Below are 24,535 nucleotides of genomic sequence, written 5' to 3'. Positions count from 1 at the left end.
CAGGGTGGTCGGTGAGTCAGCTCGCACGGGCGACCGGAACCGGGCGCTGCGCCATGCCGCGATACTCCGACAGCGGCCGGATCAGCGCGTTGGCGGCCGACTGCTCGGCGATATGCGCGGTCCAGCCGGTGATCCGGCTCATCACGAAGATCGGCGTGAACATCTCGATATCGAAGCCCATCAGGTAGTAGGCCGGTCCTGCGGGAAAGTCGAGGTTCGGCGCGATGCCGGTCTTGTCGTCCATCGCGGCGGCGAGTTCGTCGTACATCCGAACCCACCGCTGGCCACCGGTCACCGCCGCGACGTCGTCGAGGGCGGCCTTCATGGTCGGCACCCTGGAGTCGCCGTTGCGATACACGCGATGCCCGAAGCCCATCACTTTGCGCTTGGCGGTGAGTGTTTCGGCGACCCAGAGCTTCGCGAGAGCGGGATCAGCGATCTCCAGCATCGTGTGCATCACCGCCTCGTTGGCGCCGCCGTGCAGGCGGCCCTTCAGGGCGCCGATCGCCGCGGTGATCGCGCTGTACATATCCGAGCCGGTGGAGGTCACCACGCGCGCGGCGAAGGTCGAGGCGTTGAACCCGTGCTCGGCGTAGAGGATCAGCGAGATCTCGAACGCGCGCACGATCCGCGGTTCCGGAACCGCACCGAAGCACATGTACAGGAAGTTCTCGGCGAAGCCGAGCTGGGAGTGCGGTGCGATCGGGTCGAGCCCGCGCCGCCTGCGCATCGTCGTCGCGATCACCGTCGGCAGCAGAGCGGTCAATCGCAGTGCGGCGTCCAGTCTTTCGCGCTCGCTCTCGCTTTCCGACGCGGCGTCCTCGGTGCCCAGGTAGCTCACGACCGTGCGGACCGCGTCCATCGGGTGGCAGGTGTCGGGCATCTTCTCCAGCAGCGCGAGCACCGACCGGTCGATCCGGCGCTGGGCGCGTTCTCGCTGGCAGAGCAGTTGCAGCTGGCCCTCGTCAGGGAGTTCGCCGTGCCACAGCAGGGAGGCGACCTCCTCGAAACCGCACCGCGCGGCCAGGTCCTGCACCGGATAGCCGCGGTAGGTCAGCGAGTTGGTCTCGGCGACCACCTTCGAGATGCTCGTCGTGTCGACCACCACCCCGGCCAGACCCTTGGCGATGACGGAGGGCGTTGCTTGTCCACTGGTCATGCTCACTCACCCGCCGTGAAATCGAAGATGCCGGAGTCGAATTCGTTGTAGTGCCGGTAGCCGAGCAGTTCATAGAGCCGCGACCGGTGCTGCATGCGATCAAGAAACGCCGATTGCGTTCCAGCCGTCGCTATCCCGCGCAGGCCGTCCTCGATCGCGCCCATCGCCAGTCGCAACGTAGTGACCGGGTAGATCACCGCGTTGTAGCCGAGATCGGTCAGTGTCCGCGCGCTCAGCAGCGGGGACTTGCCGAATTCGGTCATGTTCGCGAGCAGCGGGATATCCACGGCGGCCCGGAACTTCGCGAACTCGGCTTCCTCGGCCAGCGCCTCGGTGAAGATCAGATCCGCGCCCGCGTCGGCATAGGCCCTGGCCCGCTCGATCGCCGCGTCGAGACCCTCGATCGCACGCGCGTCGGTGCGGGCGCAGATCACGAAGTCCGGATCGCGGCGCACCGCCACGGCGGCGCGGATGCGGCGCACCATCTCAGCGGTGTCGACGACGGCTTTGCCATCGAGGTGTCCGCATCGTTTCGGGTTGACCTGGTCCTCGAGATGGCATCCGGCCAGGCCGGCGTCTTCGAGCAGGGTCACCGTGCGGGCCGCGTTCATCGGTTCACCGAAGCCGGTGTCGGCGTCGATGAGAACGGGCAGATCGGTGGCGCGCGCGATCTGGCGGCCACGTTCGACGACCTCGGTGAGCGTGGTCAGACCGATATCGGGCAGGGCGAGCTCGGCCGAGATCACCGCGCCTGACACATAGACGCCATCGAACCCGATCTCCTGGATCAGCTTGGCCACCAGCGGGTTCACCGCTCCGGGCAGTCGTTGCAGCCGACCGGAAGCCAGCCCGGCACGGAAGGTCGCGCGCTTCTGCGCGGCGGTGGTGTGCGTGGCGAGCAGTCCCGAAACAGTCATCAGAACAGCCCTTCCCGCGCGGCGGGCAGCCGGTCGAACAGCGCGGGGTCGACCGCGAAACTCAACTGATCGAGCTCGCCGGCGCCGAGTTCCGGTGTGCGCTGGGCGGCGTCGAGGAAGCGGTCCTGTTCGGCGGGCGTGACCACGCCGTCGGCGAGGACGCGGAACTTCTCGAGGTACTGCTCACGCGCGAACGGCCGCGCGCCCAGCGGATGCGCATCGGCGACCGCCAGTTCGTCGACGATCACCTCGCCGTCGTCGAGGGTCACCACCGCGCGGGCGCCGAAGGCCTTCTCGGCCGGATCGGTCGCGTGATAGCGGCGGGTCCACTCGGGATCCTCGGCCGTGGCGATCTTGCGCCACAGCGCCACCGTGTCGGGCCGCTGGGCACGCTCTGGCGCGTAGGAGCGCTCGTGGTGCCAGGTGCCGTCCTGCAAGGCGACCGCGAAGATATAGGGCAGCGAGTGGTCGAGGGTCTCGCGACTGGCCTGCGGATCGAACTTCTGCGGGTCGCCGGATCCGGTGCCGATCACGGAGTGCGTGTGATGGCTGGTGTGCAGCACGATCGAGGCGATGCGGGCGGTATCGGTGATCCGGTCGCGCAGTCGACGCGCGAGATCGATCGGGGCCTGGCTCTGGTATTCGGCCGAGTGCTCCTTGGTGTAGCTGTCCAGAATGGCACGCTTGGCCTCGCCCGGACTCGGCAGCGGCACCCGGTATTCGGCGTCCGTGCCGCCGAGCAGCCACGCGATCACTCCGTCGGCGCCCTCCCAGATGGGCGCGGGCGCACCTTCACCGCGCATCGCCCGGTCGACCGCCTCGACGGCCATCTTCCCGGCGAACGCGGGCGCGTACGCCTTCCAGCTGGAGATCTCGCCTTTGCGCGACTGCCGGGTCGCGGTCGTGGTATGCAGCGCCTGGCCGACGGCGTGATAGATGGTTTCGGGGTCGAGCCCGAGCACGGTACCGATGCCCGCGGCGGCCGAAGGGCCGAGGTGAGCGACGTGGTCGATCTTGTGTTCGTGCAGGCAGATGGCGCGCACCAGGTCGATCTGGATCTCGTAGCCGGTGGCGAGACCGCGGATCAGCTCGGCGCCGCCGCGTCCCGCGTGCTGGGCGACGGCCAGAATCGGCGCGATGTTGTCGCCCGGATGCGAGTACTCCGCCGCGAGAAAGGTGTCGTGGAAGTCGAGCTCGCGCACCGCCACTCCGTTCGCCCATGCCGCCCACTCGGGCGAAACACGCTGCGCGCCGGGCAGTCCGAACACGGTGGCGCCATGGCGTGACGAGGCGGCGGACAGCGGATTCGCCGACGCTTGCGCGCGGGCGGTACGGACCGGACCGCGCAGCACCGACGCCGCGGCCACCGCGGCGTTGTCGATGATTCGGTTCACGATCATCTCGGTGACCTCGCCGGACACCGCCACCGGATCGGCAGCCACCTCCGCGATCAGCGTGGCCAGATGCTGCGACCGCGGGAAGTCCTCGGCGGCCCCGACGCTGCGCACGATATGAGTTTTCATTGATCCTCCGATTCCAGCCGGTCGATCCCAGCCGTGATTCGCACGCTACGCATCGGAGCAACCACTGAATATGGGCTGAACAAGCGTATTTTTGTGTGCGATGGACGACGGATCAGCAACTATTGCGAAGATTTTCGATCAGCCTCAAATCGGTGATACCGAAGCGCTATGGTGATTTTCTCCCGATGACTCCGTCGTCGCGAGGGCGACTTTCTCATGCCCCCGCCTACTCCTTCGCATGTTACGCACGGGTAGTCACAGGTAAAATCCCTTGCAGCGCTGGACTTCTCCCGAGGCATTCGCCACTTTCAGCAAACATTGCGAACAGCTCGCGTTAGGATCTGCGACGTGCGGAAGATGTACGCGGGGGCCAGGCTACGAAGGCTGCGCGAAGAACGGCGGATGACCCAGGCAGCGCTCGCGAAATCGCTGGACCTCTCACCCAGCTATCTCAATCAGCTCGAGCGTGATCAGCGACCGCTGACCATTCCTGTTCTGCTGAAACTCAACTCGACCTTCGACCTCGACGTGCAGTTCTTCGCCGCCGACTCCGATGCGCGGCTGGTCTCGGACCTGCACGAGGTGCTGGTCGAAGCCGCAGGCGGCGGCGATACCGCACCGATCACCGAGGTCGAGGAACTGGCGACCAGGCTGCCCGAGGTGGCGCGCATCGTGATCGCGATGCACCGGCGCTTGCGCGCGGCCACCGACCAGCTCGACCTGCTGTCCTCGCGCGTCGACACGCCAGCGGGCGCGCCGGGCACACCCATGCCGTACGAGGACGTGCGCGACTTCTTCTACGACCATCGCAACCACATCTCGACCCTCGACCACGCCGCCGAGCAACTGTTCGAGGAATCCGGGCTGAGCATCGGCTCGCTGGATCGTCAGCTTGCCAGAATCGCCGAGGAACGCGCGGGCGTCACGGTGCTGGTACGTGGCGACGGCGCCGACCCGGCCATCCCGAAACGCCACTACGACCCCGACACCCGCACCCTCACGCTGGCCAGGCGACTGCGCCCGGGGCAGCGTGCCTTCCAGATCGCGACCACTCTCGGTCTGCTGCTCTACGGCCGCGAGATCGACAACGTGCTCGCCGAATCCCGGGCGCTCACCGGCGAATCCCGCACGCTGGCCAGGGTCGGGCTGGCCAACTACTTCGCCGGGGCGTTGATCCTGCCCTACGGGCGATTCCTGCGCTCGGCCGAGGAACTGCGCTACGACGTGGACCTGCTCGCGCTGCGCTTCGAGGTCGGTTTCGAGACGGTCTGCCATCGGCTCAGCACCCTGCAGCGGCAGGGTCAGCGCGGTGTGCCGTTCTTCCTGGTGCGCACCGATCGCGCGGGCAATATCTCGAAACGGCAGTCCGCCACCGCGTTCCACTTCTCCAGGGTGGGCGGCAGTTGCCCGCTGTGGGTCACCCACGAGGCCTTCGCGCACCCCGGCCGCATCCTCACCCAGGTCTCGGAGATGCCCGACGGGCGCCGGTATCTGTGGATCGCGCGCACCACTCCCGCCGCCGCGCAGGGGTTCGGGGCGGCGTCGAAGAACTTCGTCATCGGGCTCGGCTGCGATATCGAATACGCCGACCGGCTGGTGTATTCGCAGGGACTGCAGTTGGACGATCCACAGGTGGCGGTGCCGATCGGGGCCGGGTGCAAGGTGTGTGAGCGGCCCGCGTGCCCTCAGCGCGCGTTCCCGCAGATCGGGCGTCCGCTGGCCGTGACCGAACACACCAGCACCGACCTGCCGTACCCGCGCGTACCTCGCTGACCTCGGCTAGGACTTGGCGAGGTATTCGATGCGTTCGCCGTCGACGGCGGCGGACATCATGCCCGCCAAGCCCGGGTGGTTCACCAGACCTGGGTCCTCGGCGACGACCTGGCGAGCGAGTTCCTGTGCGGCGGTGATCACCTCGAGGTCGTCGAGCAGCGAGAGCAGCCGCAGCGACCGGGCGGTACCGGACTGCGCCGAGCCGAGGACATCACCTTCGCGGCGCTGGCGCAGATCGAGCACCGAGAGTTCGAAGCCGTCGGTGGTCGCCGCCACCGCCTCGAGCCGCGCCATCGCCGTCCCGCCGGGTGCGGCATCGGTGACCAGCAGGCACAGGCCGGGATGCTTGCCGCGGCCGATGCGGCCGCGCAACTGGTGCAGCTGACTCACGCCGAACCGGTCGGCGTCGACGATCACCATCACGGTCGCGTTCGGCACGTCGACACCGACCTCGACGACGGTGGTGCAGACCAGGACGTCGATCGCGCCGTCGTTGAATTGGGGCATCACGTGGTCTTTTTCGTCGGAGGGCAGCCTGCCGTGCAACAGGCCCACGCGCACACCGGCGAGCGGACCGGCGCCCAGCGTCTCGTACATCTCGACAGCGGCCGCGGTGGTGGGGCCTTCCTTCTCCGCCTTCTTGCCCTTGGCCGGTGGCGCGTCCGGGTCCTCGCCGATGCGCGAGCACACGACATAGGCCTGCCGGCCCTGGCCGACCTCCTCGACGATGCGTTCCCAGGCGCGATCCACCCACCCCGGATGCAGTTTGCGCGGAACGACTTTCGACACGATCGGCGAGCGCCCCTTGGGCAGCTGGGTGAGCGTGGAGGTTTCGAGGTCGCCGAGGGTGGTCATCGCGATGGTGCGCGGGATCGGCGTCGCCGTCATCACCAGCAGATGCGGGCTGATGCCGTCTTTCGCTTTGGCGCGCAACGCATCTCGCTGCTCGACGCCGAAGCGGTGCTGTTCGTCGACCACCACGAGGCCGAGGTCGTAGAACTCGACCGCGTCCTGGATGAGCGCGTGGGTGCCGATGACGATGCCCGCCGCACCGGTCATCGCGTCCAGCAGCGCCGCCTTCTTCACGGCCGTCGACATCGATCCGGTGAGCAGGACGACCTTGGTCGAGTTCTCGGCGGCGCCGAGTTCGCCCGCGTTGCCGAGGTCACCGAGCATGGCGCGCAGCGACCGATAGTGCTGCGCGGCGAGGACTTCGGTCGGTGCGAGCAGCGCGCACTGGCGGCCCGAGTCCACCACCTGCAGCATGGCGTTCAGCGCCACGATCGTCTTGCCCGAGCCCACCTCGCCCTGGAGCAGCCGGTGCATGGGGCGGGTACGCGACAGGTCTCGCGAGATCTCCGCGAGCACCTGCTGCTGACCTTCGGTGAGCTCGAAGGGCAGTCGTTCGTCGAAGGCGGCGGCGATTCCCTCGGTCGACGGTGGACAGGCCGGGGCGGTGCGGCCCTCCACCTCGTGACGGCGCTCGGCCAGCACGAGCTGCAGGGCGAGCGCCTCGTCGAAACGGAGCCGGTCCCTTGCCTTCTCGATGTCCAACTTGTGCTCGGGAAGGTGGATCAGGCGCAGGGCTTCCGACAGCGGGAGGAGTTGGCGTTCCTCGCGCAGTTCGGCTGGCAGCGGGTCCTCGATGGGGTCGAGCTGGTCGAGCACCTGGCGGATGCAGGCCAACAGGTCCCAGCTCTGGACCTTGGCGGTCGCCGGATACACGGGTACGAATTCGCGTTCGAAGAACGAGGCATCCACTCCCCCCACGCCTTTCGCGCTCTGCGCGAGGCCGCGCAGCGCACCGCTGCCACGCACGGACGTGAGTTCCTCCACGCCGGCTTCCGGCTTGTCGGGCAGGATCAGGTAGTCGGGGTGCGAGAGGTTCCAGCGGTCGGGACGCCACCAGTGCACGGTGCCCGACATCATCGCTCGCACACCCTCTTTCACCAGATAGCGCACCTTGTCGCCATTGAAGAAGGTGGCCTCGAGCGGACGCTGGGCGCCGGTGTCGAGCTGCACCTTCAACAGCGAGCCACGGCGGTTCTTCATCGGGCGCAGTTCGGTTTTCGCGATGCGGCCGATGACGGTGATGTGCGCGCCCTCTTCGGGTTCCTCCTCGGTGAGGGGCTGGCCCTGGGTCGCGTAGCGCACCGGATAGTGGCGCAACAGATCCTCGACGGTGGTCATGTCGAACGCCTCGGTCAGCCGGTCGGCCGCCTTGACGCCGAGCACGTGGTCGAGCCGGTCACTCAACGTCGCCATCTACTCGACCCCTATCTGCACCAGATCCGCCTGCTGTCCACCGGAATACACGACCACCTCGACACCGGGGAAACCGGCTCGCACGTGATCGGCGAGCACCTGCGCCAACTCGGGCCCCGCGTCGGCGCCCATCAGCAATGTCACCAATTCCCCACCGAGACCGAGCATTCGGTCCAGCAGGATGCTTCCCGCGCCGACCACATCGGGGTCGATCACCACCACATCGTGGCCGACCAGACCCAATCCGTCGCCCGGAGAACACATTCCGACCATCGTCAGCGCCCGCACCCGCGCCGCGCGCAGCGCACCCCACCGGGTGGTCGCGGCCGCCTCCGACATCGCGAACGCGTCGTCGACCGCGATCCGCCCGCGATCGTGCACGGCCAAGGCCGCGAGGCCCTGCACCATCGACGCGCTCGGCAGCAACAACACATCACGTGACCCGTCACGCGCGGCCGCACCGACCGCGACGAGTTCCTGCGCGGGCAGGGCCCCGTTGGGCAGGACCAGCACCTCACGATTGGGCATACCGCGGATCGCCCGCAGCAGGGTGTTCGTGTCGAGCTGCCGATCCCCTCGCAACACCACCGCGCCCGCGTCCTCGAACAGGCGCGCGGCGGCGGCACCGCCCACCACCGCCAGCACGCCGCGGTCCGCGTCGGGGGTGTCGAGGTCTCGGTCCGCGAGACCGGGTGGCCGGTCGCCGTCGTGGTGCGTGCGCGGCTCGATCGTCACGGTGTCGACGTGCGTGTGGTCGGTGAGGCCGAGCGCGTCGGCGCCGTGCCCGTGGTTGCCGCTGTGGGGCGCGGTCACCGCGAAACTCTCGATCCGGATGCCCGTCACGGTGCCCACCGCGAGGCCCGCCTCGATGGCGGCCCCCGCGTCGCGGCAGTGCACATGGGCCGACCAGGTGGTCGCACCGTCGCCGACCACCACCACGGAGTCCCCGAGCACCGCGAGTCGATCCCGCAGCCCGCTCGCGGCCGTGTCGTCGGTGCCGGAGATCACGTACATGACCTCGAAGTGCGGATCGGCGTCCTGATCCCGGTGATCGTTGTCGACGCGGGCGTCGGCGGTCCGGCGCTCGTGACCGTCCGCCATCGCGCGTCGACTGTCCGCTTCGTCGTCGTGACCGATCTCACCGGGGTCGCTCTCGTCGTGTCCGTCGACCGGTCGCCGATGCGGCCCGTGGTCGGGTCGTTCGCCCCGGGTGTACCTGACCCGGTCGGTCGGTTCACCGCAGACTTCGGCCACGAGACAGTCCAGCAGCACCAGCAGTCCCCGCGCCCCGGCGTCGACCACCCCGGCCGCGCGCAGCACACCCAACTGGGCCGGCGTCTCGCTCAACGCGCGCGCGGCGCCGTCGGCGGCGCAGCGGGCGACGGTGATGAGCGACTGATCGGCCGACTCGGCCGCGGCGACCGCGGCACGCTCGAGCACGGTCAGGATGGTGCCCTCGACCGGGGCACTCAGCCCGGTGCGGACGAGCACCGCCGAGCGCCGCAGTGCCACCTGCAGACGTTCACCGGTCAGCGGACCGGCGGTGACGGCCTCGGCGACGCCCCGCAGGACCTGGGACAGGATGATCCCCGAGTTTCCCCGCGCGCCCGTCGTCGCGCCGCGGGCCAAGCCCTGCGCGATCAGATGAGCGGAAGGTGCGTCGTCGGTGATCTGATCGGCCGTCGCGACGGCCGCTCGCATGGTGGCGAGCAGATTGGTACCGGTGTCGGCGTCGGCGATGGGGAACACGTTGAGCGCGTCGATCTCGGCGCGGCGTAGTTCCAGGTCGGTGCGGCAACCGCGAGCCCAGACCAGCAGATCGGGGCCGTCGAGAGACTCCCGCACGTGCGACACCGCCACCTCGCTTCCCCGTTCTGCGTGCTCGCGCGCCGAGCACGCACGCCAGGTTAGCGCCAGCGACCGACAGCGCTATGCTGACCTCGGAAGGGCCCTCATCCGGGCTACGCTCGGCCTGTCGACCGGGATACCCCGGTTTGGAAGTTCGAGGCCCGGCCCGCTAGTCTTGCAGGGTTGCCTCGTGCGGCCCACGTGGGTCTGCGCTGGCCGACATCAGTCGGCAAGGCATTTGACGACATCAGTTTCCGGTTCAGCGGGCATACGTGCGCCGCTGTCCGCTTATGACATGAAGGAGCTCGCGACATGGCTGCCGTTTGCGACGTCTGCGCCAAGGGCCCCGGTTTCGGGAAGTCGGTCTCGCACTCGCACCGGCGCACCAACCGTCGCTGGAACCCGAACATCCAGACCGTGCGTGCGCAGGTTGCCCCTGGCAACACCCGCCGGATGAACGTGTGCACCTCCTGCCTGAAGGCGGGCAAGGTCGCCCGCGGCTGATTTTCAGCCCGTACATTCTGCCGACAGTGCCCCGGCACCCCTCGCGGGTGATCCGGGGCTTTGTCGTACAACGGCCGAACGTCGAACGGGCTCGCCGTGGCTGACTGGCGAATCGCGCCGCTGACGGCGACCCGGGTCACCGAACTCGCCGCCTGCCACATCGCCAGCTGGCGCGAAGCCTACGGAACGCTCGTCCCCGGTCACATCCTCGACGGCTTCGACCTCGAACGCTCCGCGCTCACCTGGGAACGTCGTCGCGTCGACGGGATCCACCAGTTGCCGGTCGCGCTGGTCGGCGACCGGCTGATCGGCTTCGCTTCCGGGACGAAGTCGTCCGTACCCGGTCGACAGCCGGGCAGGTCGGCGTCCACCGAGGCCGAACTCGAAGCGCTCTACGTCCGCAGCGCCTGGCACGGCACCGGTATCGCCGACGCTCTGATCGAAGCCGCCACCCCCGGATCACCGTGCACCCTGTGGGTCTTCGCCGACTATCCGCGCGCCCACGCCTTCTACCGCAGGCACGGCTTCGCCGACACCGGCATCAGCCGAACCGACCCGTTCACCCTGCTGCCCGAACAACTGTGGCGTCGCGACTGAGAAACGCTGCTGCCGCCGGACCGGGGCGTACCTCCGGCTGCGCGCAAAGGCTGCGGAACGCCCCGCGCGCGGGCCCGATTAAGGTGACGCCCATGAGTACCACCGAACCGGTCCTTGCCGCCGAGGTCATCGACGGCGTCCTGCAGCTGACCATCGCCACCGCCGCCGCAGGCACCTCGATGGATTTCGACCTGATCAACGCGGGCACCGCCGCCCTGCGCGCACTCGACCCGTCGGTCGGCGCCGTGCTGCTCACCGGCGCGGGCGCGAACTTCTGCGCGGGCGGCAATGTCCGCAATTTCGCCGCCTCCGATGACCGCGGCGCCTATCTGCACGAGCTGGCCGACCAACTCCACGATTTCGTCCGCGCGCTCGCGGCCGCCCCCGTCCCCGTGATCGCCGCCGTGCAGGGCTGGGCGGCGGGCGCGGGCATGAGCCTGGTCTGCGCCGCCGACATCGCGATCGGCGGCCCCTCGACGAAACTGCGCCCCGCCTATCCCGGCATCGGCCTGTCCCCCGACGGTGGCATGTCCTGGTCACTGCCCCGCATCGTCGGCCGGAGCCGGGCGACCGAGATCCTGCTCACCGACGCCGTACTCGACGCCGAAGAGGCCGTGCGCCTCGGCGTCCTGAGCCGCACGGTCGCGGACGAGGACATCCGCGCCGAAGCGTTCCGCGTGGCGCAGACCTTCGTCACCGGCCCCCGCCCCACCTACACGGCCATGAAAAAGCTGCTGGCCCAGTCACCGACGGCAACATTGGACCAGCAGCTCGATTCCGAACGCGACAGCATCTCGGCCGCGGCGAACAGCGACACCGGCCGCGAAGGCGTAGACGCCTTCGTGGCCAAGCGCAAGCCGAACTACGTCGGCCTCACATAGAAGTCACCAACCCCCGCGACTGAACCGACAACCCGGCGCGACCAACGCCACGCCGGGACTCAGCCCTCACGGGTTTTCGGCCGCCTCGCATCCGAAGGGCGAGACGGAACGCCGAAGGCGCAGTATCGCCCTTCGGATGCGAGGCCCGCAGGGCCGAAAACCCCCGCGGCGCCAGCCGCTAACAACTCAGCACGCAGCGCCGAGGGCGCTGAAGGTGTTCTGCAGCAGGCAGGTCACCTTCGCGTTCACGCCGGACGAGATGGTGGAGGTGCCGGTAGAGGTCCATTCCTCGCCGACCTGGGTGGTGGCCACCGGGGCGGCCTGCTCGTCGTAGGGCTCGAGCTGCAGGCCTGCGGCGGTGGCCGAGCCTGCGCCCGCGGTGATGGCGGCGGCCACGGCGGCGGTCGCGAGGGCAGCGCGAACGGTGGAGATGTGCATCGGGTTGTGCTCCTTCATCATTCTCTTCTGGTGCGGACGACGCCCCGGGTCAGGGCAGCCGCCAGTCGACAGGATCGGCGCCGAGTTCGTCGAGCAGTTCGTTGACCCGGGAGAAGGGTCGTGAACCGAAGAACCCGCGCGAGGCGGAAAGCGGTGAGGGATGCGCCGATTCGACGTAGGGCACCTCGGCGGCGACGAGGGTGGGCTTCAGCGAGCGAGCGTCGTTGCCCCACAGCACGGCCACGAGCGGCTCGTCGCGGGCGACCAGCGCCTGGATCGCCTGCTCGGTGACCGCTTCCCAGCCTTTGCCGCGATGGGAAGCGGGCGCGCCGGGGGCGACGGTGAGTACTCGGTTCAGCAGCAGCACACCCTGATCCGACCAGGGGCTCAGGTCACCACAGGTCGGGGTATCGAAGCCGAGGTCTTTGCTGTATTCGGCGAAGATGTTGGACAGGCTGCGCGGCACCGGCGAAACCTGCGGCGTGACAGAGAAACTCAGTCCCATCGCGTGGCCGGGCGTGGGGTACGGGTCCTGGCCGACGATGAGCACGCGCACCGCGTCGAACGGACGCTGGAAGGCGCGCAGTACGTTCTCCCCTTCGGGGAGGTAGCCGCGGCCCGCCGCGTTCTCTTCACGTAAGAATTCGCCCATTTCACTGATGCGGTCGGTGACCGGCTCCAGTGCCCGGGCCCAGCCCGGATCGATGATCTCCGACAGTGGTTTCGCACCCATGACCGCACAACCTATCGTTCGTCGTCGGTGGGCGTAGCGTCCACCCCACGGAACGATTCCCAGCCGGTGCCACCGGTGGGCGCCACGCCGTCGACGGTGACGCCACTGCCTGCGGTTACTACGCCGATCGGCCGCCAGCCCGCGGGAACCGAGACTCCGGCGGGCCAGGTTCCGACGAAGGCGTGGTCTTCGCCGCCGGCCAGAATCCATTGCGCCGCATCGGCATCGAGCAATTTCGCGACGGCGTCCAGGTCGGGGTCGGTCAGTGCCGCGCGGTGGACGTCGATGGCGACGTTCGAGGCGGCGGCGAGGTGGCCGAGGTCAGCGAGCAAGCCGTCGGAGACATCGGTGAGCGCGGTCGGGGTGTGCGTGCCGAAGGCGTCGAGGACCGCGGCGTAGGGCGGTTGCGGAACACGATGGGTCGCAAGGGCATAGGTGAAGTCCGGATCGGATGTGTCCGCGCCACCGGTCAATACGGCCAGCCCGGCACCGGACCAGCCGAGTTCGCCTGCCACCGCGACGATATCGCCGACGGCGGCGCCGGATCGAGTGATCGCGTTCTGCCCACCGAGGTCACCGAACGCGGTCACCGAGACGACCAGTTGTTCGCTGCGCACCAGATCGCCGCCCGCGATGGACCCCCCGGCGCGGCCCGCCTCGATCCACATCCCGTCGGCGATCCCTTCGATCACCGACACGGGGGTGTCGGCGGGGCAGCCGAGCGCGACCACGAACGCCGTCGGCCGCGCGCCCATCGCCACCACGTCGGCGGCGTTCTGCGCGATGGCCTTGCGGCCGATGTCGACAGGCGAGGACCAGTCGAGCCGGAAGTGTCTGCCTTCGACGAGCATGTCGGTGCTCACCACGAACCGACCGTCGGGCGCGGCGACCAGCGCGGCATCGTCACCGGGTCCGATCAGCACGTGCGCGGCCTGCTCCCGACCGGCGTTGATCCGGTCGATCAGGGCGAATTCGCCCAGCTCACGCACCGTCTGCGGACGGCTGTCCTCGCTGATGACCGACCCCTTCCCGCTGTGCTGGTGACCGACGAAATCGCCCCGACGGTACCCTTTCGAAGGCGATCGGGCACCACCGACGACGCAGGCGAACCCGCGAATGGAAGGACCACACAGCTATGGCGGACTCGACACCGGAGGATCGCGACGAGGCGAGCACCCCCGACGACACCGCCACCGCCGACGCGGCATCGTCGGGCGACGAGCCGACGTCCGCCACCACCGCGCGATCAGCCGACACGACCGCCGAGGATTCCGCCCCGGCCGACGACGGCTCGGACGCGGATTCCGACGCCGCGTCCGGCCCCGATGCCGAGCCGGACGCGGACTCCGACGATGACGATGACGATTACGATGACGACTTCGAGTCGCAGCACTCCCCCGCGCTCATCGCCACCGCGGTCGCCCTGCCCGTCGTGTTGATCGTCGCTGTGCTGGTCGCCGCCTTCATCGCCCTGCGCGCCCCCGTCGAACGCGAACCCCTCGCCCTCGGACCTGTGCCTGCCCCCGCCGCCGACGGTCCTGCCTGCCAGGCTCTGCTCCCCGCCCTGCCCGCCGAACTCGGCGACTACACCAAGGCCACCCTCGTCGAACCCAGCCCGCCCGCCACCCGTGCCTGGCAGCTCCCCGACGGCGGCGACCCGATCACGCTGCGCTGTGGCCTGGACCGTCCCCTCGAATTCAACCGCGCGTCCCCGCTGACGGTGATCGACGGCGTGAAGTGGTTCCAGGTCCGCGACGAGGTCGGCAAGACCGGCACCTGGTTCGCCGTCGACCGCGAGACCTACATCGCCCTGACCGTCCCCGACGGCTCCGGCACCAGCGCCGTGCAGAACGTGTCCGACATCATCACTGCGAATCTGCCTGCCCGCGAACCGACTCCGGGCGAACTCTGAGCTAACAAGCTGGCGCCGCAGGGCTTTCGAGCACGACCCCGCCGAAAGCCCTGCGGCCGAACAGAACTCCTACCGCAAACCGGTTCCGCGAGCGACCGCCGTCTCGATCAGCGTCGACACCAGCGTCGGGTAGTCGATGCCGGTGGCTTCCCACATCCGCGGGTACTGCGAGATCGGCGTGAAGCCGGGCATCGTGTTGATCTCGTTGATCACCGGACCGTTCTCGGTGACGAAGAAGTCGACGCGCGCCAGCCCCTGGCAGTCCAGCGCGCGGAACGCGCGCACCGACAGCTCACGGATCTCGTCGGCGACATCGTCGTCGAGCTTGGCAGGCACATCGAATTCGCACACGTCATCGAGGTATTTGGTGGCGAAGTCGTAGAACTCGGGCGCGGCGGCGTCGGCATCGGGCATCCGGATCTCGGAGACGACGCTGCCACGCACCTCGCCGTCGGCGAATTCCAGTACGCCGCACTCGACTTCGCGTCCGACGATGCCCGCTTCGATGATCACCTTGGGGTCGTGCGCACGGGCGACGGCGATGGCCGCATCGAGATCGGCCCAGTCGGTGATCTTGGTGATGCCGATCGAGGAACCACCGCGCGCGGGCTTCACGAAGGCGGGCAGACCGATCCGGGCCCGGTCGGTCCCGGCCAGCGTTTCGACGCCGGGACGCAGCACAACCTGCACGCCGACGGGCAACGATTCGGCCGCCAGCAACTTTTTGGTGAACTCCTTGTCCATGCCCGCCGCGCTGGCAAGCACGCCCGCGCCGACATAGGGAATCCCGGCAAGTTCGAGCATCCCCTGCAACGTGCCGTCCTCCCCGAAGGGACCGTGCAGAATCGGGAACACGACATCGATGTTGCCGAGCACGGCGCTCGAGTCGAGCGCGACCAGCGCGCCGGAGCGACCAGGGTCAGCGGCCAGCGTGAGGGCGGTTCCCGACGCGTCGACCTGCGGTTGCACACCGTGACTCAGCGCCAGATCGCCGATCCCGTCGGCCAGCACCCAGCCGCCGGTGGGGGTGATGCCGATCGGCACCACCTCGTAGCGCGTCGGATCGAGGTTGCGCAGCACGCTGCTCGCCGACACACACGAGACGGCGTGCTCGCTGCTGCGCCCGCCGAACACCACAGCCACCCTGATCCGTTCCGTCATGAACGTCACCGTAGTGGGTTCTCGCCGCCATGGCGCTATCGCCCTTATTCGGGCTTGATCCGCCTACCGAGCAGGCTGCCGACCGCCTCGCTCACCGATAGCCCCTCATGGCACACCCTGTGCACCGCGTCGGTGAGCGGCATCTCCACCCCGTGCTCGGCGGCCAGGGCCCGCACCGATGTGCACGACTTCACACCTTCGGCCACCTGCCCATTGGTCGCTTCCTGCGCGGCGGTCATCGTGCCACCGGCGCCGAGCGCATACCCGAAGGACCGGTTGCGCGACAACGGCGAAGTACAGGTAGCCACCAGATCGCCGACGCCCGCGAGCCCGGCCAGCGTCACCGGTTGCGCGCCGAGCGCCACACCGAGCCGGATCACCTCGGCGAGCCCGCGCGTGATGAGGCTGGCCACCGTGTTGTCGCCCAGCCCCATTCCCGAAGCGATGCCGCACGCGAGCGCGATGACGTTCTTGCACGCACCGCCGATCTCGCAGCCGATCACATCGGTGTTGGTGTACGGCCGGAAATATCCGGTGGCACACGCCCGCTGCGCGACTCCGGCGCGCTCGGTATCGGTGCAGGCGATCACCGTCGCCGCGGGCTGACGTTCGACGATCTCGTGCGCCAGGTTCGGACCCGACAACACCGCGATGCGTCCCGGCTCGGCCCCGGTGACCTCCGCGATCACCTGACTCATCCGCAGCAGTGTCCCGGTCTCGATCCCCTTGGCCAGACTCAGCAGGGTGGCGTCGGATCCGATATCGCCCTTCCACAGGTCCAGATTCGCCCGCAGCGACTGCGACGGAACCGCGAGCACCACCAGGTCGGCCCCGTCGAGAGCGACCCGGTGATCATCGGTTCCCCGCACCGGCGGCAGCTGAACGCCGGGTAGGTAGAACGGATTGCGGTGCTCGGTATCGAGCGCCCGCGCCACCTCGTCGCGCCGGGCCCAGATCGTCACGTCGGTCCCTGCTTCGGCCAACACCTTCGCGAACGCCGTACCCCACGACCCCGCACCCATAACCGCCGCCCTCGTCATCAGCCCAATATGCCATGCAAGGATCGAAGCCATGCACACCGTGCACGCCGTGATGGCGGTCAAACACATCGGCCGGGCCAAGAGCAGGCTGGCGAGCCTGCTGAGCACCGAGCAGCGCGCCCAGCTCGTGCTGGCCATGTTCACCGACACTGTCGTGGCCGCTTCCGCCGTGCCCGAGCTGTCGTCGCTGACCGTGGTTACTCCCGATCCCCTGGTCGCCGACCGTGCCCGCGAGCTCGGCGCGCACGTGATCGACGAACCCGCTGCCGGTGCCGATCCGCTCAATACCGCGCTCGCCGCCGGCGCCGCCGACGTGCGCGATCGCTACGGCCCCACCCACCTGCTCGCGCTGCAGGCCGACCTGCCCGCCCTTCGCCCCTCCGAGCTGGCCGACGTGCTCACCGTCGCCGTCGGCGCTCGATCGGTGGTGATAGATCACACGGGCACCGGCACCGCCGCATTGCTGGTCCGCGATACCGCCGCGTTGCTGTCGCCCCGCTTCGGCGCCGATTCCGCCCGCGCACACCGCGACGGCGGCGCCGTGCCGCTGTCCGGGCACTGGCCAGGCCTGCGCTGCGATGTCGACACCCCCGAGGATCTGGAGATCGTCCGCGCGCTCGGCGTCGGTGAATTCACCACCTCGACGCTGCGCGAGATCGGATTCTCGCCGCACAGAAGTGATCCCGTTCGCAGTGTGTGCTAGGTGATCGCCAACTTCGGACCGAGCGGAACGATCCGTGCGATGTCGTGATGCGCGGCGGCCCTTCCTCGAGGGATGATTGATCTCGTGAGCGATACGGAAACCATCAAGCAGCTGCCCCCGATTTCCCCGCCACCTGCGGCCGCCCTCGCCTCGGGCGGCGACGCGAGCACGCAGCGGTTGCCGCGAGATCGCTACCTCAACCGCGAGCTGAGCTGGCTCGACTTCAATGCCCGCGTCCTGGCGCTGGCCGAGGACGCCTCGCTGCCGTTGCTGGAGCGGGCCAAGTTCCTCGCGATCTTCGCGTCCAACCTCGACGAGTTCTACATGGTGCGCGTCGCCGGTCTGAAGCGCCGGGCCGAAACCGGCCTGTCGGTGCGCTCGGCCGACGGTCGCTCACCGTCGGAGCAGCTGGAGATGATCACCGCCCGCGCCCAGGAACTCGCCGAGCGGCACGCCAACGTCTTCATCCACGAGGTGAACCCGGCACTGGCCGCCGAGGGCATCGACATCATCGGCTGGAGCGATCTCGACGACGATGAGCGCCAACGCCTTTCCAACTACTTCACCGACCAGGTGTTCCCGGTCCTCACACCGCTCGCCGTCGACCCGGCGCACCCGTTCCCCTACATCTCCGGCCTGAGCCTCAATCTCGCCGTGACCGTGCGCGACACCGGCACCGGCGGCGAGCACTTCGCCCGCGTGAAGGTGCCCGACAACGTCGACCGCTTCGTGCGTGTGCGCCGTACCGGCGCGCCGTCGGCGATCGCGGCGTTCCTGCCGATGGAAGACCTCATCGCCGCCCACCTCGACCTGTTGTTCCCCGGTCTGACCGTGGTGGAGACGCATTCGTTCCGGATCACCCGCAACGCCGATTTCGAGGTCGACGAGGATCGCGACGAAGACCTGCTGCAGGCGATGGAGCGCGAACTCGCCCGCCGCCGCTTCGGCAAGCCGGTGCGCCTCGAGGTCTCCGACGACATGACCGAGCACATGCTGGAGCTTCTATTACGTGAGCTCGAGGTCGACCCCGCCGATGTCATCCAGGTTCCCGGACTGCTCGACCTGTCCTGCCTGTGGCAGGTCTACGGCGTCGACCGACCCGAGCTCAAGGACGCGCCGTACGTGCCCGCCACCCCGGCGGCCTTCGGCGAGCGCGAGACTCCGCGCAATGTCTTCGCCGCGCTGCGCGAGGGCGACGTGCTGGTGCACCACCCCTACGACTCCTTCTCCACCAGCGTGCAGCGCTTCATCGAACAGGCCGCCGCCGACCCGCAGGTGCTCGCGATCAAGCAGACGCTCTACCGCACCTCCGGCGACTCCCCCATCATCAACTCGCTGATCGAAGCCGCCGAGGCGGGCAAGCAGGTCGTCGCGCTGGTCGAGATCAAGGCCCGCTTCGACGAGCAGGCCAACATCAAATGGGCGCGCGAACTGGAACAGGCCGGCGTGCACGTGGTCTACGGGCTGGTCGGCCTCAAGACCCACTGCAAGACCTGCCTGGTGGTGCGTCGCGAGGGTTCGACGATCCGGCGCTACTGCCACATCGGCACCGGCAACTACAACCCCAAGACCGCACGGCTCTACGAAGACGTCGGGCTGTTCACCGCCGCACCGGAAATCGGCGCCGATCTCACCGACCTGTTCAATTCGCTGACCGGATACTCCCGCAAGGAGGACTACCGCAACCTGATGGTGGCGCCGCTCGGCGTGCGCGCGGGCATCATCGAGCGGATCGATCGCGAAATCGAGCTGGCCGGTCAGGGTTCGGCCGCCCGGATCCGGATCAAGGCCAACGCGATCGTCGACGAGCAGATCATCGATGCGCTCTACCGCGCCTCGCAGGCGGGGGTGCCGGTACAGATCGTGGTGCGGGGCATCTGCGGCCTGCGCGCCGGTGTGCCCGGCCTGAGCGAGAACATCGAGGTGCGCTCGATCCTGGGCCGGTTCCTCGAACATTCCCGGCTCATCGAATTCGGCGCGCAGGAACAGACGTGGATCGGCAGCGCCGACATGATGCACCGCAATCTCGACCGCCGGGTCGAAGTGATGGTGCAGGTGAAAGATCCCAAGCTGGTCGACCAACTCGGGAAGGTGTTCGATTCCGCGCTCGATCCGGCCACTCGCTGCTGGATCCTGCTCCCGGACGGAACCTGGCAGGCCAGCCCGACCGATGTCGAAGCCGACCAGGTACGTGACCACCAGGCCTTCCTCATGCGTTTGCGTCGCCCCGACCAGCCATGAGCGCGCAGAGCGAGGACGCGTCGTTGCGAGACCCGCGGGTAAGGCCCAATATTCACGCGGCAGGAGCGGTCCTCTGGCGTGCGGGCGCTGGCGGCCCGGAGATCGGCGTCATCCACCGGCCGAAATACGGTGACTGGTCGCTGCCCAAGGGCAAGCTCGATCCCGGCGAGACCCCGGTGGTCGCGGCCGTGCGTGAGGTAGGCGAGGAAACCGGTCTACCGGCCACGCTGGGGCGCTATCTCGGCCATGTCACCTATCCGATCCCGGGCCACCGTCAGCTCAAGCGGGTCGACTACTGGGCCGCCGAGGCCGCTGAGGGCGACTTCGCCGTCAACAACGAAGTCGACCAGATGCGGTGGTTCCCCCTCGCCGAGGTGATGGACCAGTTGTCGTATCCGATGGATCGCCAGATCGTCCGGATCTTCGCTCGGCTGCCCGCCCGCACCAACACGGTGCTGCTGGTGCGCCACGCCAAGGCGGGCAAGCGCAACCACTTCGACGGACCCGACGAGTTGCGTCCGCTCGAGGCCTCCGGGGAACAGCAGGCGAAGGGATTGACGCCGAATCTGTTGGCGTTCGGCGCATCCGAGATCTATTCCGCCGATCCACTGCGCTGCATCCAAACCGTGACCCCGTTGGCGGAACAGCTCGACGCCGAAATCAATTGCGAGCCAATGTTTTCCGAGAAAGGTTACGATTCAGCGAAAAGCGCCGCGCGGCAACGATTTCTGTCGTTGGTAACCGATCGAGGGGTGCCGGTGGTATGTAGTCAGGGCGGGGTGATTCCCGATCTGACACAGTGGCTGGCCGAGCAGGGCGGGCTCACGCTGCCCTCGGCACGCAATCGCAAGGGCAGCGTCTGGGCATTGTCGTTCGTCGGGGACCGATTGGTCGCCGCGAACCATATGGACCGTTCGCTGTCGACGGCAATCGTCACCACCTGAGTCCATCGGACGGGATCGAAACAGCCGAAACGGCCCCGGGATTCCCGGGGCCGTTCTCGGTCCAGTGGTGGGTGATGCGGCCTACGTGCACATTCCCCGACCTGATCCCGCTGCGGCAGGATCAACGAGCACGACGGGCGGCAGTCTTCTTAGCAGCAGTCTTCTTAGCGGGAGCCTTCTTCGCAGCAGTGGTCTTCTTGACCGCCGTGGTCTTGGCGGCTGTGACCTTCTTGGCGGGCGCCTTCTTGGCCGCCGTCACCTTCTTGGCGGGCGCCTTCTTGGCCGCCGTCACTTTCTTTGCCGCCGTGGTCTTCTTGGCGGCAGGTGCCTTGGTGGCGGCTTTGCGGGCCGTGGTCTTCGCGGGACCCTTCGACGGCGTCGCCTTCTTGGCCGCGGTCTTCTTCGCCGCGGTCTTCTTGGCTGCCGCCTTCTTCGCCGCCACCGGGGCATTCACGCCTCGCTTGACGGCAGGCCCGGACGAGGCCAGCTTCTGCTTACCCGCGATGACCGCCTTGAACTGTGCGCCCGGTCGGAAGGCAGGCACCGAAGTGGCCTTCACCTTCACGGTTTCACCGGTACGGGGGTTACGGGCAACCCGGGGAGCACGCTTGCGCTGTTCGAACACACCGAATCCGGTGATGGTGACGCTTTGACCCTTGTGCACGGCACGGACGATGGTGTCGACAACATTCTCGACAGCCGCAGTAGCCGTCCGCCTGTCCGTACCCAACTTTTCGGTCAGAACGTCGATCAGTTCCGCCTTGTTCATTGAATCCTCCGCAGACTAATGGCCCGTCGTCGGACCGACTAGGTACCACGGTAAACCCAGTTTGAGCAAGAGTCTATGTGCCACGCCAAAATTCATGTGGTTTAGCACACGTCCAGCTACCGCCGCCCGGGAAGCCCGCCTAAGCGCCCCAGCTGATTACGCCCGTGAAATAGGCTCCGGCAGCGTCACGGGTTTCCATGACGGCCTTCCCTTTTCGAACTCGCCGATGACGTCGGCCTGTCGCAGCGTGAGGCCGATGTCGTCCAAACCCTCCAGCAGACGCCAGCGGGTGTAGTCGTCAATATCGAACGGCAACACGACGGTTCCCGCTGTGACGGTGCGAGCGGACAGGTCGACAACCAATTCGATGCCGGGCTGTTCCTCGATCAGCTTCCAGAGCATTTCGACATCGTTCTGTGACATCTGTGCGGCCAACAACCCGCCCTTACCCGCATTTCCACGGAAGATGTCTGCGAAACGAGACGAGATGACCACCCGAAAGCCGTAGTCCGACAGCGCCCACACAGCGTGCTCTCGCGAAGAGCCGGTGCCGAAATCCGGGCCCGCCACCAGCACGCTGCCACGGTTGAACGGCTCGTTGTTGAGAATGAACTCCGGATCGGTACGCCAACCGGCGAACAAGCCGTCCTCGAAACCCGTACGGGTCACGCGCTTCAGGTAAACGGCGGGGATGATCTGATCGGTGTCGACATTGGACCTGCGCAGCGGCACACCGATGCCTTTGTGAACGGTGAAGGCTTCCATAACGATTCCCTTTCGATCTGTGGTGATCGGTGGCTCAGGCCAGATCAGCAGGCGAGGACAGGGTTCCACGGACCGCCGTGGCGGCCGCGACCAGCGGTGAGACCAGGTGCGTGCGACCGCCCTTGCCCTGCCTGCCCTCGAAATTGCGGTTCGAGGTCGAGGCGCAGCGCTGGCCCGGTTCGAGCTGATCAGGATTCATCCCGAGGCACATCGAGCAGCCCGCCTGACGCCATTCCGCGCCCGCGGCGGTGAAAATCTCGCCGAGTCCTTCTTTTTCCGCCTGCGCGCGCACCCGCATCGAGCCCGGCACAACCAGCATTCGCACGCCGTCGGCGACCTGGCGGCCCTTCAGAACATCGGCGACGGCGCGCAGATCCTCGATCCGGCCGTTGGTGCAGGAGCCGACGAATACGGTGTCCACGCTCACCTCACGCAGCGGCATTCCCGGCGTCAGGTCCATGTAGCGCAACGCCTTCTCGGCGGATTCACGCTCGTTCTCGTCGGTGATCTGGGCCGGGTCGGGCACATTCGCGCCCAGCGGCAGGCCCTGGCCGGGATTGGTGCCCCACGTGACGAACGGGGTCAGCGTGTTCGCGTCGATGTGGACCTCGGCGTCGAACTCCGCGCCCTCCTCGGTGACCAGCGCGTCCCAGGAGGCCACTGCGGCATCCCAGTCGGCTCCCTGCGGAGCGTGCGGGCGGCCCTTCAGGAATTCGTAGGTCACCTCGTCGGGGCCGATCATGCCGGCGCGAGCGCCCGCTTCGATGGACATGTTGCAGATCGTCATCCGCGCTTCCATCGACAGCTTGCGAATCGCCTCGCCGCGGTACTCCAGCACATAGCCCTGACCGCCGCCGGTGCCGATCTCGGCGATCACGGCCAGGATCAGGTCCTTGCTCGTGACGCCGGGCGCCAATTCGCCGTCGACGGTGATGGCCATCGTCTTGAACGGGCGCAGCGACAACGTCTGGGTGGCGAGCACGTGCTCGACCTCACTGGTGCCGATGCCCATCGCCAGTGCGCCGAACGCGCCGTGGGTGGAGGTATGGCTGTCGCCACAGACGACGGTCATGCCGGGTTGGGTGAGGCCCAGCTGCGGGCCGACGACGTGCACGATGCCCTGCTCCACATCGCCCATCGAGTGCAGGCGCACGCCGAATTCGGCACAGTTGCGGCGCAGCGTGTCCACCTGGGTGCGCGAGATCGGGTCGGCGATCGGCTTGTCGATATCGGCGGTGGGGACGTTGTGGTCCTCGGTGGCGATGGTGAGATCGGTTCGGCGCACCGGACGGCCCGCCGCGCGTAGCCCGTCGAAGGCCTGCGGGCTGGTCACCTCGTGCACGAGGTGCAGATCGATGTAGATCAGGTCCGGTTCACGGGAGGAACCATCGCCTTCGCCTTTGGCGACGACGTGCTGTTCCCACACCTTCTCGGCCAGTGTGCGAGCGCGCTCGGCCATTGCTTGATCACCTTTCGACGGGCATACTTGGTATCTCAGCATTTGAGACGTTAGTATCGTTCTATGAGACAGCATAGCGGTATCGGTGTTCTCGACAAAGCCGTGGCGGTGCTCTACGCCGTCGCCGACGAGCCCTGCGGTCTCAATGACCTGTGCACCCGCACCGGCCTGCCGCGTGCCACCGCGCACCGGCTGGCGGTCGGGCTGGAAACGCACCGGCTGCTGGCGCGCGACGGCAACGGATTGTGGCGGCCGGGGCCCGCGCTCACCGAGTTGTCGGCGGGGGCGGCCGATCCACTGGTGGAGGCCGCCGCTGCCATTCTGCCCCGTCTGCGCGAAATCACCGGCGAAAGCGTCCAGCTGTACTGCCGCGACGGACACGCCCGCGTCTGCGTCGCGGCGCTGGAGCCGCCGGTCGGCCTGCGCGACACCGTGCCGATCGGTTCGCGGCTACCGCTCACCGCGGGTTCGGCGGCGAAGGTGTTGCTGGCGTGGGCCGATCCCGAGTTGCAGCGCACGGTCCTCGCCGACGCGGTGTTCGGCGACCGGGCACTGGCCGAGGTACGCAAGCGGGGCTGGGCGCAGAGCGCCGCCGAGCGCGCGCAGGGTGTGGCGAGTGTGTCGGCGCCGGTGCGCGATGCCGGTGGGATGATCGTGGCCGCCGTTTCGGTATCCGGACCGATCGATCGAATGGGCCGCAGACCGGGCGCGCGCTGGGCCGCCGATTTGGTCGCGGCCGCCGAGGCATTGCACAAGCGATTGTAGAAACGAAGAAGGCCCCCGGTCGGATTCGACCGGGAGCCTTACTTTGCTTTGTAGCCCCGACGGGATTCGAACCCGCGCTACCGCCTTGAGAGGGCGGCGTCCTAGGCCGCTAGACGACGGGGCCAGGACGATCTCACA

General features: G+C 68.1%; 22 protein-coding genes and 1 tRNA gene. 9 read left to right on the top strand and 14 right to left on the bottom strand.

Features of this window, described 5'->3' with window-relative positions:
• Window positions 1-16: 16 nt before the first annotated feature.
• The 3 genes from NS1_RS20470 to NS1_RS20460 are packed head-to-tail and all read right to left on the bottom strand — an operon-like array spanning window position 17 to window position 3,599.
• Window positions 17-1,159: a bifunctional 2-methylcitrate synthase/citrate synthase gene (locus NS1_RS20470; RefSeq protein WP_062986911.1), complete on the bottom strand. Its 1,143-nt coding sequence runs from the start codon at window positions 1,157-1,159 to the stop codon at window positions 17-19.
• Between the two features lie 2 nt (window positions 1,160-1,161).
• The gene (gene prpB / locus NS1_RS20465) at window positions 1,162-2,076 is read right to left on the bottom strand and encodes a methylisocitrate lyase (protein WP_062986910.1); all 915 of its coding nucleotides are present in this window, start codon (window positions 2,074-2,076) and stop codon (window positions 1,162-1,164) included.
• The gene (locus NS1_RS20460; RefSeq protein WP_062986909.1) at window positions 2,076-3,599 is read right to left on the bottom strand and encodes an MmgE/PrpD family protein; all 1,524 of its coding nucleotides are present in this window, start codon (window positions 3,597-3,599) and stop codon (window positions 2,076-2,078) included. Before NS1_RS20460 ends, prpB begins: the two co-directional genes overlap by 1 nt.
• 348 nt (window positions 3,600-3,947) lie before the next feature.
• Between NS1_RS20460 and NS1_RS20455 the strand changes: the two genes are divergently transcribed.
• A complete protein-coding gene (locus NS1_RS20455) occupies window positions 3,948-5,372 on the top strand; it encodes a short-chain fatty acyl-CoA regulator family protein (RefSeq protein WP_174562667.1) in 1,425 nt (474 codons plus the stop codon).
• A gap of 6 nt (window positions 5,373-5,378) precedes the next feature.
• Here the strand turns inward: NS1_RS20455 and recG are convergent, their stop codons facing one another.
• Window positions 5,379-7,637: an ATP-dependent DNA helicase RecG gene (gene recG / locus NS1_RS20450; protein WP_062986907.1), complete on the bottom strand. Its 2,259-nt coding sequence runs from the start codon at window positions 7,635-7,637 to the stop codon at window positions 5,379-5,381.
• Entirely contained in the window at window positions 7,638-9,482 is a 1,845-nt protein-coding gene (gene fakA / locus NS1_RS20445) for a DAK2 domain-containing protein (RefSeq protein ID WP_062986964.1), read from the bottom strand.
• A gap of 315 nt (window positions 9,483-9,797) precedes the next feature.
• Between fakA and rpmB the strand changes: the two genes are divergently transcribed.
• The 3 genes from rpmB to NS1_RS20430 all read left to right on the top strand — a co-directional run bounded on the left by rpmB (window position 9,798) and on the right by NS1_RS20430 (window position 11,467).
• On the top strand, window positions 9,798-9,989 hold the full coding sequence (gene rpmB / locus NS1_RS20440) for a 50S ribosomal protein L28 (RefSeq protein ID WP_039799620.1): 192 nt from the start codon (window positions 9,798-9,800) through the stop codon (window positions 9,987-9,989).
• A gap of 96 nt (window positions 9,990-10,085) precedes the next feature.
• Entirely contained in the window at window positions 10,086-10,586 is a 501-nt protein-coding gene (locus NS1_RS20435; RefSeq protein ID WP_062986906.1) for a GNAT family N-acetyltransferase, read from the top strand.
• 92 nt (window positions 10,587-10,678) lie between these two features.
• A complete protein-coding gene (locus NS1_RS20430) occupies window positions 10,679-11,467 on the top strand; it encodes an enoyl-CoA hydratase/isomerase family protein (protein ID WP_062986905.1) in 789 nt (262 codons plus the stop codon).
• Between the two features lie 186 nt (window positions 11,468-11,653).
• On the opposite strand, the gene NS1_RS20425 is transcribed toward NS1_RS20430, so the two are convergent.
• The 3 genes from NS1_RS20425 to NS1_RS20415 are packed head-to-tail and all read right to left on the bottom strand — an operon-like array spanning window position 11,654 to window position 13,654.
• On the bottom strand, window positions 11,654-11,905 hold the full coding sequence (locus NS1_RS20425; protein ID WP_062986963.1) for a hypothetical protein: 252 nt from the start codon (window positions 11,903-11,905) through the stop codon (window positions 11,654-11,656).
• Window positions 11,906-11,954: 49 nt separating this feature from the next.
• Window positions 11,955-12,638, bottom strand: coding sequence for a uracil-DNA glycosylase (locus NS1_RS20420; RefSeq protein ID WP_062986904.1), 684 nt, complete (start codon window positions 12,636-12,638; stop codon window positions 11,955-11,957).
• A gap of 11 nt (window positions 12,639-12,649) precedes the next feature.
• Window positions 12,650-13,654 carry a thiamine-phosphate kinase gene (locus tag NS1_RS20415; protein WP_084503869.1) on the bottom strand — a complete coding sequence of 335 codons (1,005 nt, stop codon included), beginning with the start codon at window positions 13,652-13,654 and terminating at the stop codon, window positions 12,650-12,652.
• Window positions 13,655-13,773: 119 nt separating this feature from the next.
• Between NS1_RS20415 and NS1_RS20410 the strand changes: the two genes are divergently transcribed.
• A complete protein-coding gene (locus NS1_RS20410; RefSeq protein WP_062986902.1) occupies window positions 13,774-14,550 on the top strand; it encodes a DUF3515 domain-containing protein in 777 nt (258 codons plus the stop codon).
• Window positions 14,551-14,619: 69 nt separating this feature from the next.
• Here NS1_RS20410 and NS1_RS20405 read toward each other — a convergent pair whose 3' ends face one another.
• Entirely contained in the window at window positions 14,620-15,711 is a 1,092-nt protein-coding gene (locus NS1_RS20405) for a D-alanine--D-alanine ligase family protein (RefSeq protein ID WP_062986962.1), read from the bottom strand.
• 44 nt (window positions 15,712-15,755) lie between these two features.
• Entirely contained in the window at window positions 15,756-16,751 is a 996-nt protein-coding gene (locus NS1_RS20400) for an NAD(P)H-dependent glycerol-3-phosphate dehydrogenase (RefSeq protein ID WP_056811965.1), read from the bottom strand.
• A 31-nt stretch (window positions 16,752-16,782) separates the two neighbouring features.
• On the opposite strand from NS1_RS20400, the gene cofC reads away from it, so the two are divergent.
• The 3 genes from cofC (at window position 16,783) to NS1_RS20385 (ending at window position 20,639) form a co-directional block, all read left to right on the top strand.
• Entirely contained in the window at window positions 16,783-17,454 is a 672-nt protein-coding gene (cofC, locus tag NS1_RS20395; protein ID WP_056811967.1) for a 2-phospho-L-lactate guanylyltransferase, read from the top strand.
• Window positions 17,455-17,526: 72 nt separating this feature from the next.
• Window positions 17,527-19,695, top strand: coding sequence for an RNA degradosome polyphosphate kinase (locus NS1_RS20390; protein ID WP_062986901.1), 2,169 nt, complete (start codon window positions 17,527-17,529; stop codon window positions 19,693-19,695).
• Window positions 19,692-20,639, top strand: a complete 948-nt coding sequence (locus NS1_RS20385; RefSeq protein ID WP_062986900.1) for an NUDIX hydrolase — start codon at window positions 19,692-19,694, stop codon at window positions 20,637-20,639. The genes NS1_RS20390 and NS1_RS20385 overlap by 4 nt, the downstream gene beginning before the upstream one ends.
• Before the next feature lie 121 nt (window positions 20,640-20,760).
• On the opposite strand, the gene NS1_RS20380 is transcribed toward NS1_RS20385, so the two are convergent.
• From NS1_RS20380 to leuC, 3 genes are all read right to left on the bottom strand, one after another.
• The gene (locus NS1_RS20380) at window positions 20,761-21,408 is read right to left on the bottom strand and encodes an HU family DNA-binding protein (RefSeq protein ID WP_056811975.1); all 648 of its coding nucleotides are present in this window, start codon (window positions 21,406-21,408) and stop codon (window positions 20,761-20,763) included.
• A 156-nt stretch (window positions 21,409-21,564) separates the two neighbouring features.
• Complete coding sequence (leuD, locus tag NS1_RS20375; protein ID WP_056811976.1) at window positions 21,565-22,173, bottom strand: 3-isopropylmalate dehydratase small subunit; 609 nt, start codon at window positions 22,171-22,173, stop codon at window positions 21,565-21,567.
• A 34-nt stretch (window positions 22,174-22,207) separates the two neighbouring features.
• On the bottom strand, window positions 22,208-23,632 hold the full coding sequence (gene leuC / locus NS1_RS20370; protein WP_056811977.1) for a 3-isopropylmalate dehydratase large subunit: 1,425 nt from the start codon (window positions 23,630-23,632) through the stop codon (window positions 22,208-22,210).
• A gap of 63 nt (window positions 23,633-23,695) precedes the next feature.
• Between leuC and NS1_RS20365 the strand changes: the two genes are divergently transcribed.
• A complete protein-coding gene (locus tag NS1_RS20365) occupies window positions 23,696-24,397 on the top strand; it encodes an IclR family transcriptional regulator (protein WP_062986899.1) in 702 nt (233 codons plus the stop codon).
• 51 nt (window positions 24,398-24,448) lie between these two features.
• On the opposite strand, the gene NS1_RS20360 is transcribed toward NS1_RS20365, so the two are convergent.
• Window positions 24,449-24,521: transfer RNA gene (locus tag NS1_RS20360), tRNA-Glu, on the bottom strand.
• Window positions 24,522-24,535: the final 14 nt, after the last annotated feature.

Source organism: Nocardia salmonicida NBRC 13393, from assembly GCF_001613085.1.
Lineage (GTDB): Bacteria > Actinomycetota > Actinomycetes > Mycobacteriales > Mycobacteriaceae > Nocardia > Nocardia salmonicida.
Note: the sequence above shows the minus strand (reverse complement) of the source record. Positions and strands in the feature narration are given on the sequence as shown.

Excerpts from the sequence above, each read along its gene's own strand:
- NS1_RS20470 (WP_062986911.1), bottom strand. The coding sequence starts at position 1,159 with ATGACCAGTGGACAAGCAACGCCCTCCGTCATCGCCAAGGGTCTGGCC.
- prpB (WP_062986910.1), bottom strand. The coding sequence starts at position 2,076 with ATGACTGTTTCGGGACTGCTCGCCACGCACACCACCGCCGCGCAGAAG.
- NS1_RS20460 (WP_062986909.1), bottom strand. The coding sequence starts at position 3,599 with ATGAAAACTCATATCGTGCGCAGCGTCGGGGCCGCCGAGGACTTCCCG.
- recG (WP_062986907.1), bottom strand. The coding sequence starts at position 7,637 with ATGGCGACGTTGAGTGACCGGCTCGACCACGTGCTCGGCGTCAAGGCG.
- rpmB (WP_039799620.1), top strand. The coding sequence starts at position 9,798 with ATGGCTGCCGTTTGCGACGTCTGCGCCAAGGGCCCCGGTTTCGGGAAG.
- NS1_RS20430 (WP_062986905.1), top strand. The coding sequence starts at position 10,679 with ATGAGTACCACCGAACCGGTCCTTGCCGCCGAGGTCATCGACGGCGTC.
- NS1_RS20425 (WP_062986963.1), bottom strand. The coding sequence starts at position 11,905 with ATGCACATCTCCACCGTTCGCGCTGCCCTCGCGACCGCCGCCGTGGCC.
- NS1_RS20420 (WP_062986904.1), bottom strand. The coding sequence starts at position 12,638 with ATGGGTGCGAAACCACTGTCGGAGATCATCGATCCGGGCTGGGCCCGG.
- NS1_RS20410 (WP_062986902.1), top strand. The coding sequence starts at position 13,774 with ATGGCGGACTCGACACCGGAGGATCGCGACGAGGCGAGCACCCCCGAC.
- NS1_RS20405 (WP_062986962.1), bottom strand. The coding sequence starts at position 15,711 with ATGACGGAACGGATCAGGGTGGCTGTGGTGTTCGGCGGGCGCAGCAGC.
- NS1_RS20400 (WP_056811965.1), bottom strand. The coding sequence starts at position 16,751 with ATGACGAGGGCGGCGGTTATGGGTGCGGGGTCGTGGGGTACGGCGTTC.
- cofC (WP_056811967.1), top strand. The coding sequence starts at position 16,783 with ATGCACACCGTGCACGCCGTGATGGCGGTCAAACACATCGGCCGGGCC.
- NS1_RS20390 (WP_062986901.1), top strand. The coding sequence starts at position 17,527 with ATGATTGATCTCGTGAGCGATACGGAAACCATCAAGCAGCTGCCCCCG.
- NS1_RS20385 (WP_062986900.1), top strand. The coding sequence starts at position 19,692 with ATGAGCGCGCAGAGCGAGGACGCGTCGTTGCGAGACCCGCGGGTAAGG.
- NS1_RS20380 (WP_056811975.1), bottom strand. The coding sequence starts at position 21,408 with ATGAACAAGGCGGAACTGATCGACGTTCTGACCGAAAAGTTGGGTACG.
- leuD (WP_056811976.1), bottom strand. The coding sequence starts at position 22,173 with ATGGAAGCCTTCACCGTTCACAAAGGCATCGGTGTGCCGCTGCGCAGG.
- leuC (WP_056811977.1), bottom strand. The coding sequence starts at position 23,632 with ATGGCCGAGCGCGCTCGCACACTGGCCGAGAAGGTGTGGGAACAGCAC.
- NS1_RS20365 (WP_062986899.1), top strand. The coding sequence starts at position 23,696 with ATGAGACAGCATAGCGGTATCGGTGTTCTCGACAAAGCCGTGGCGGTG.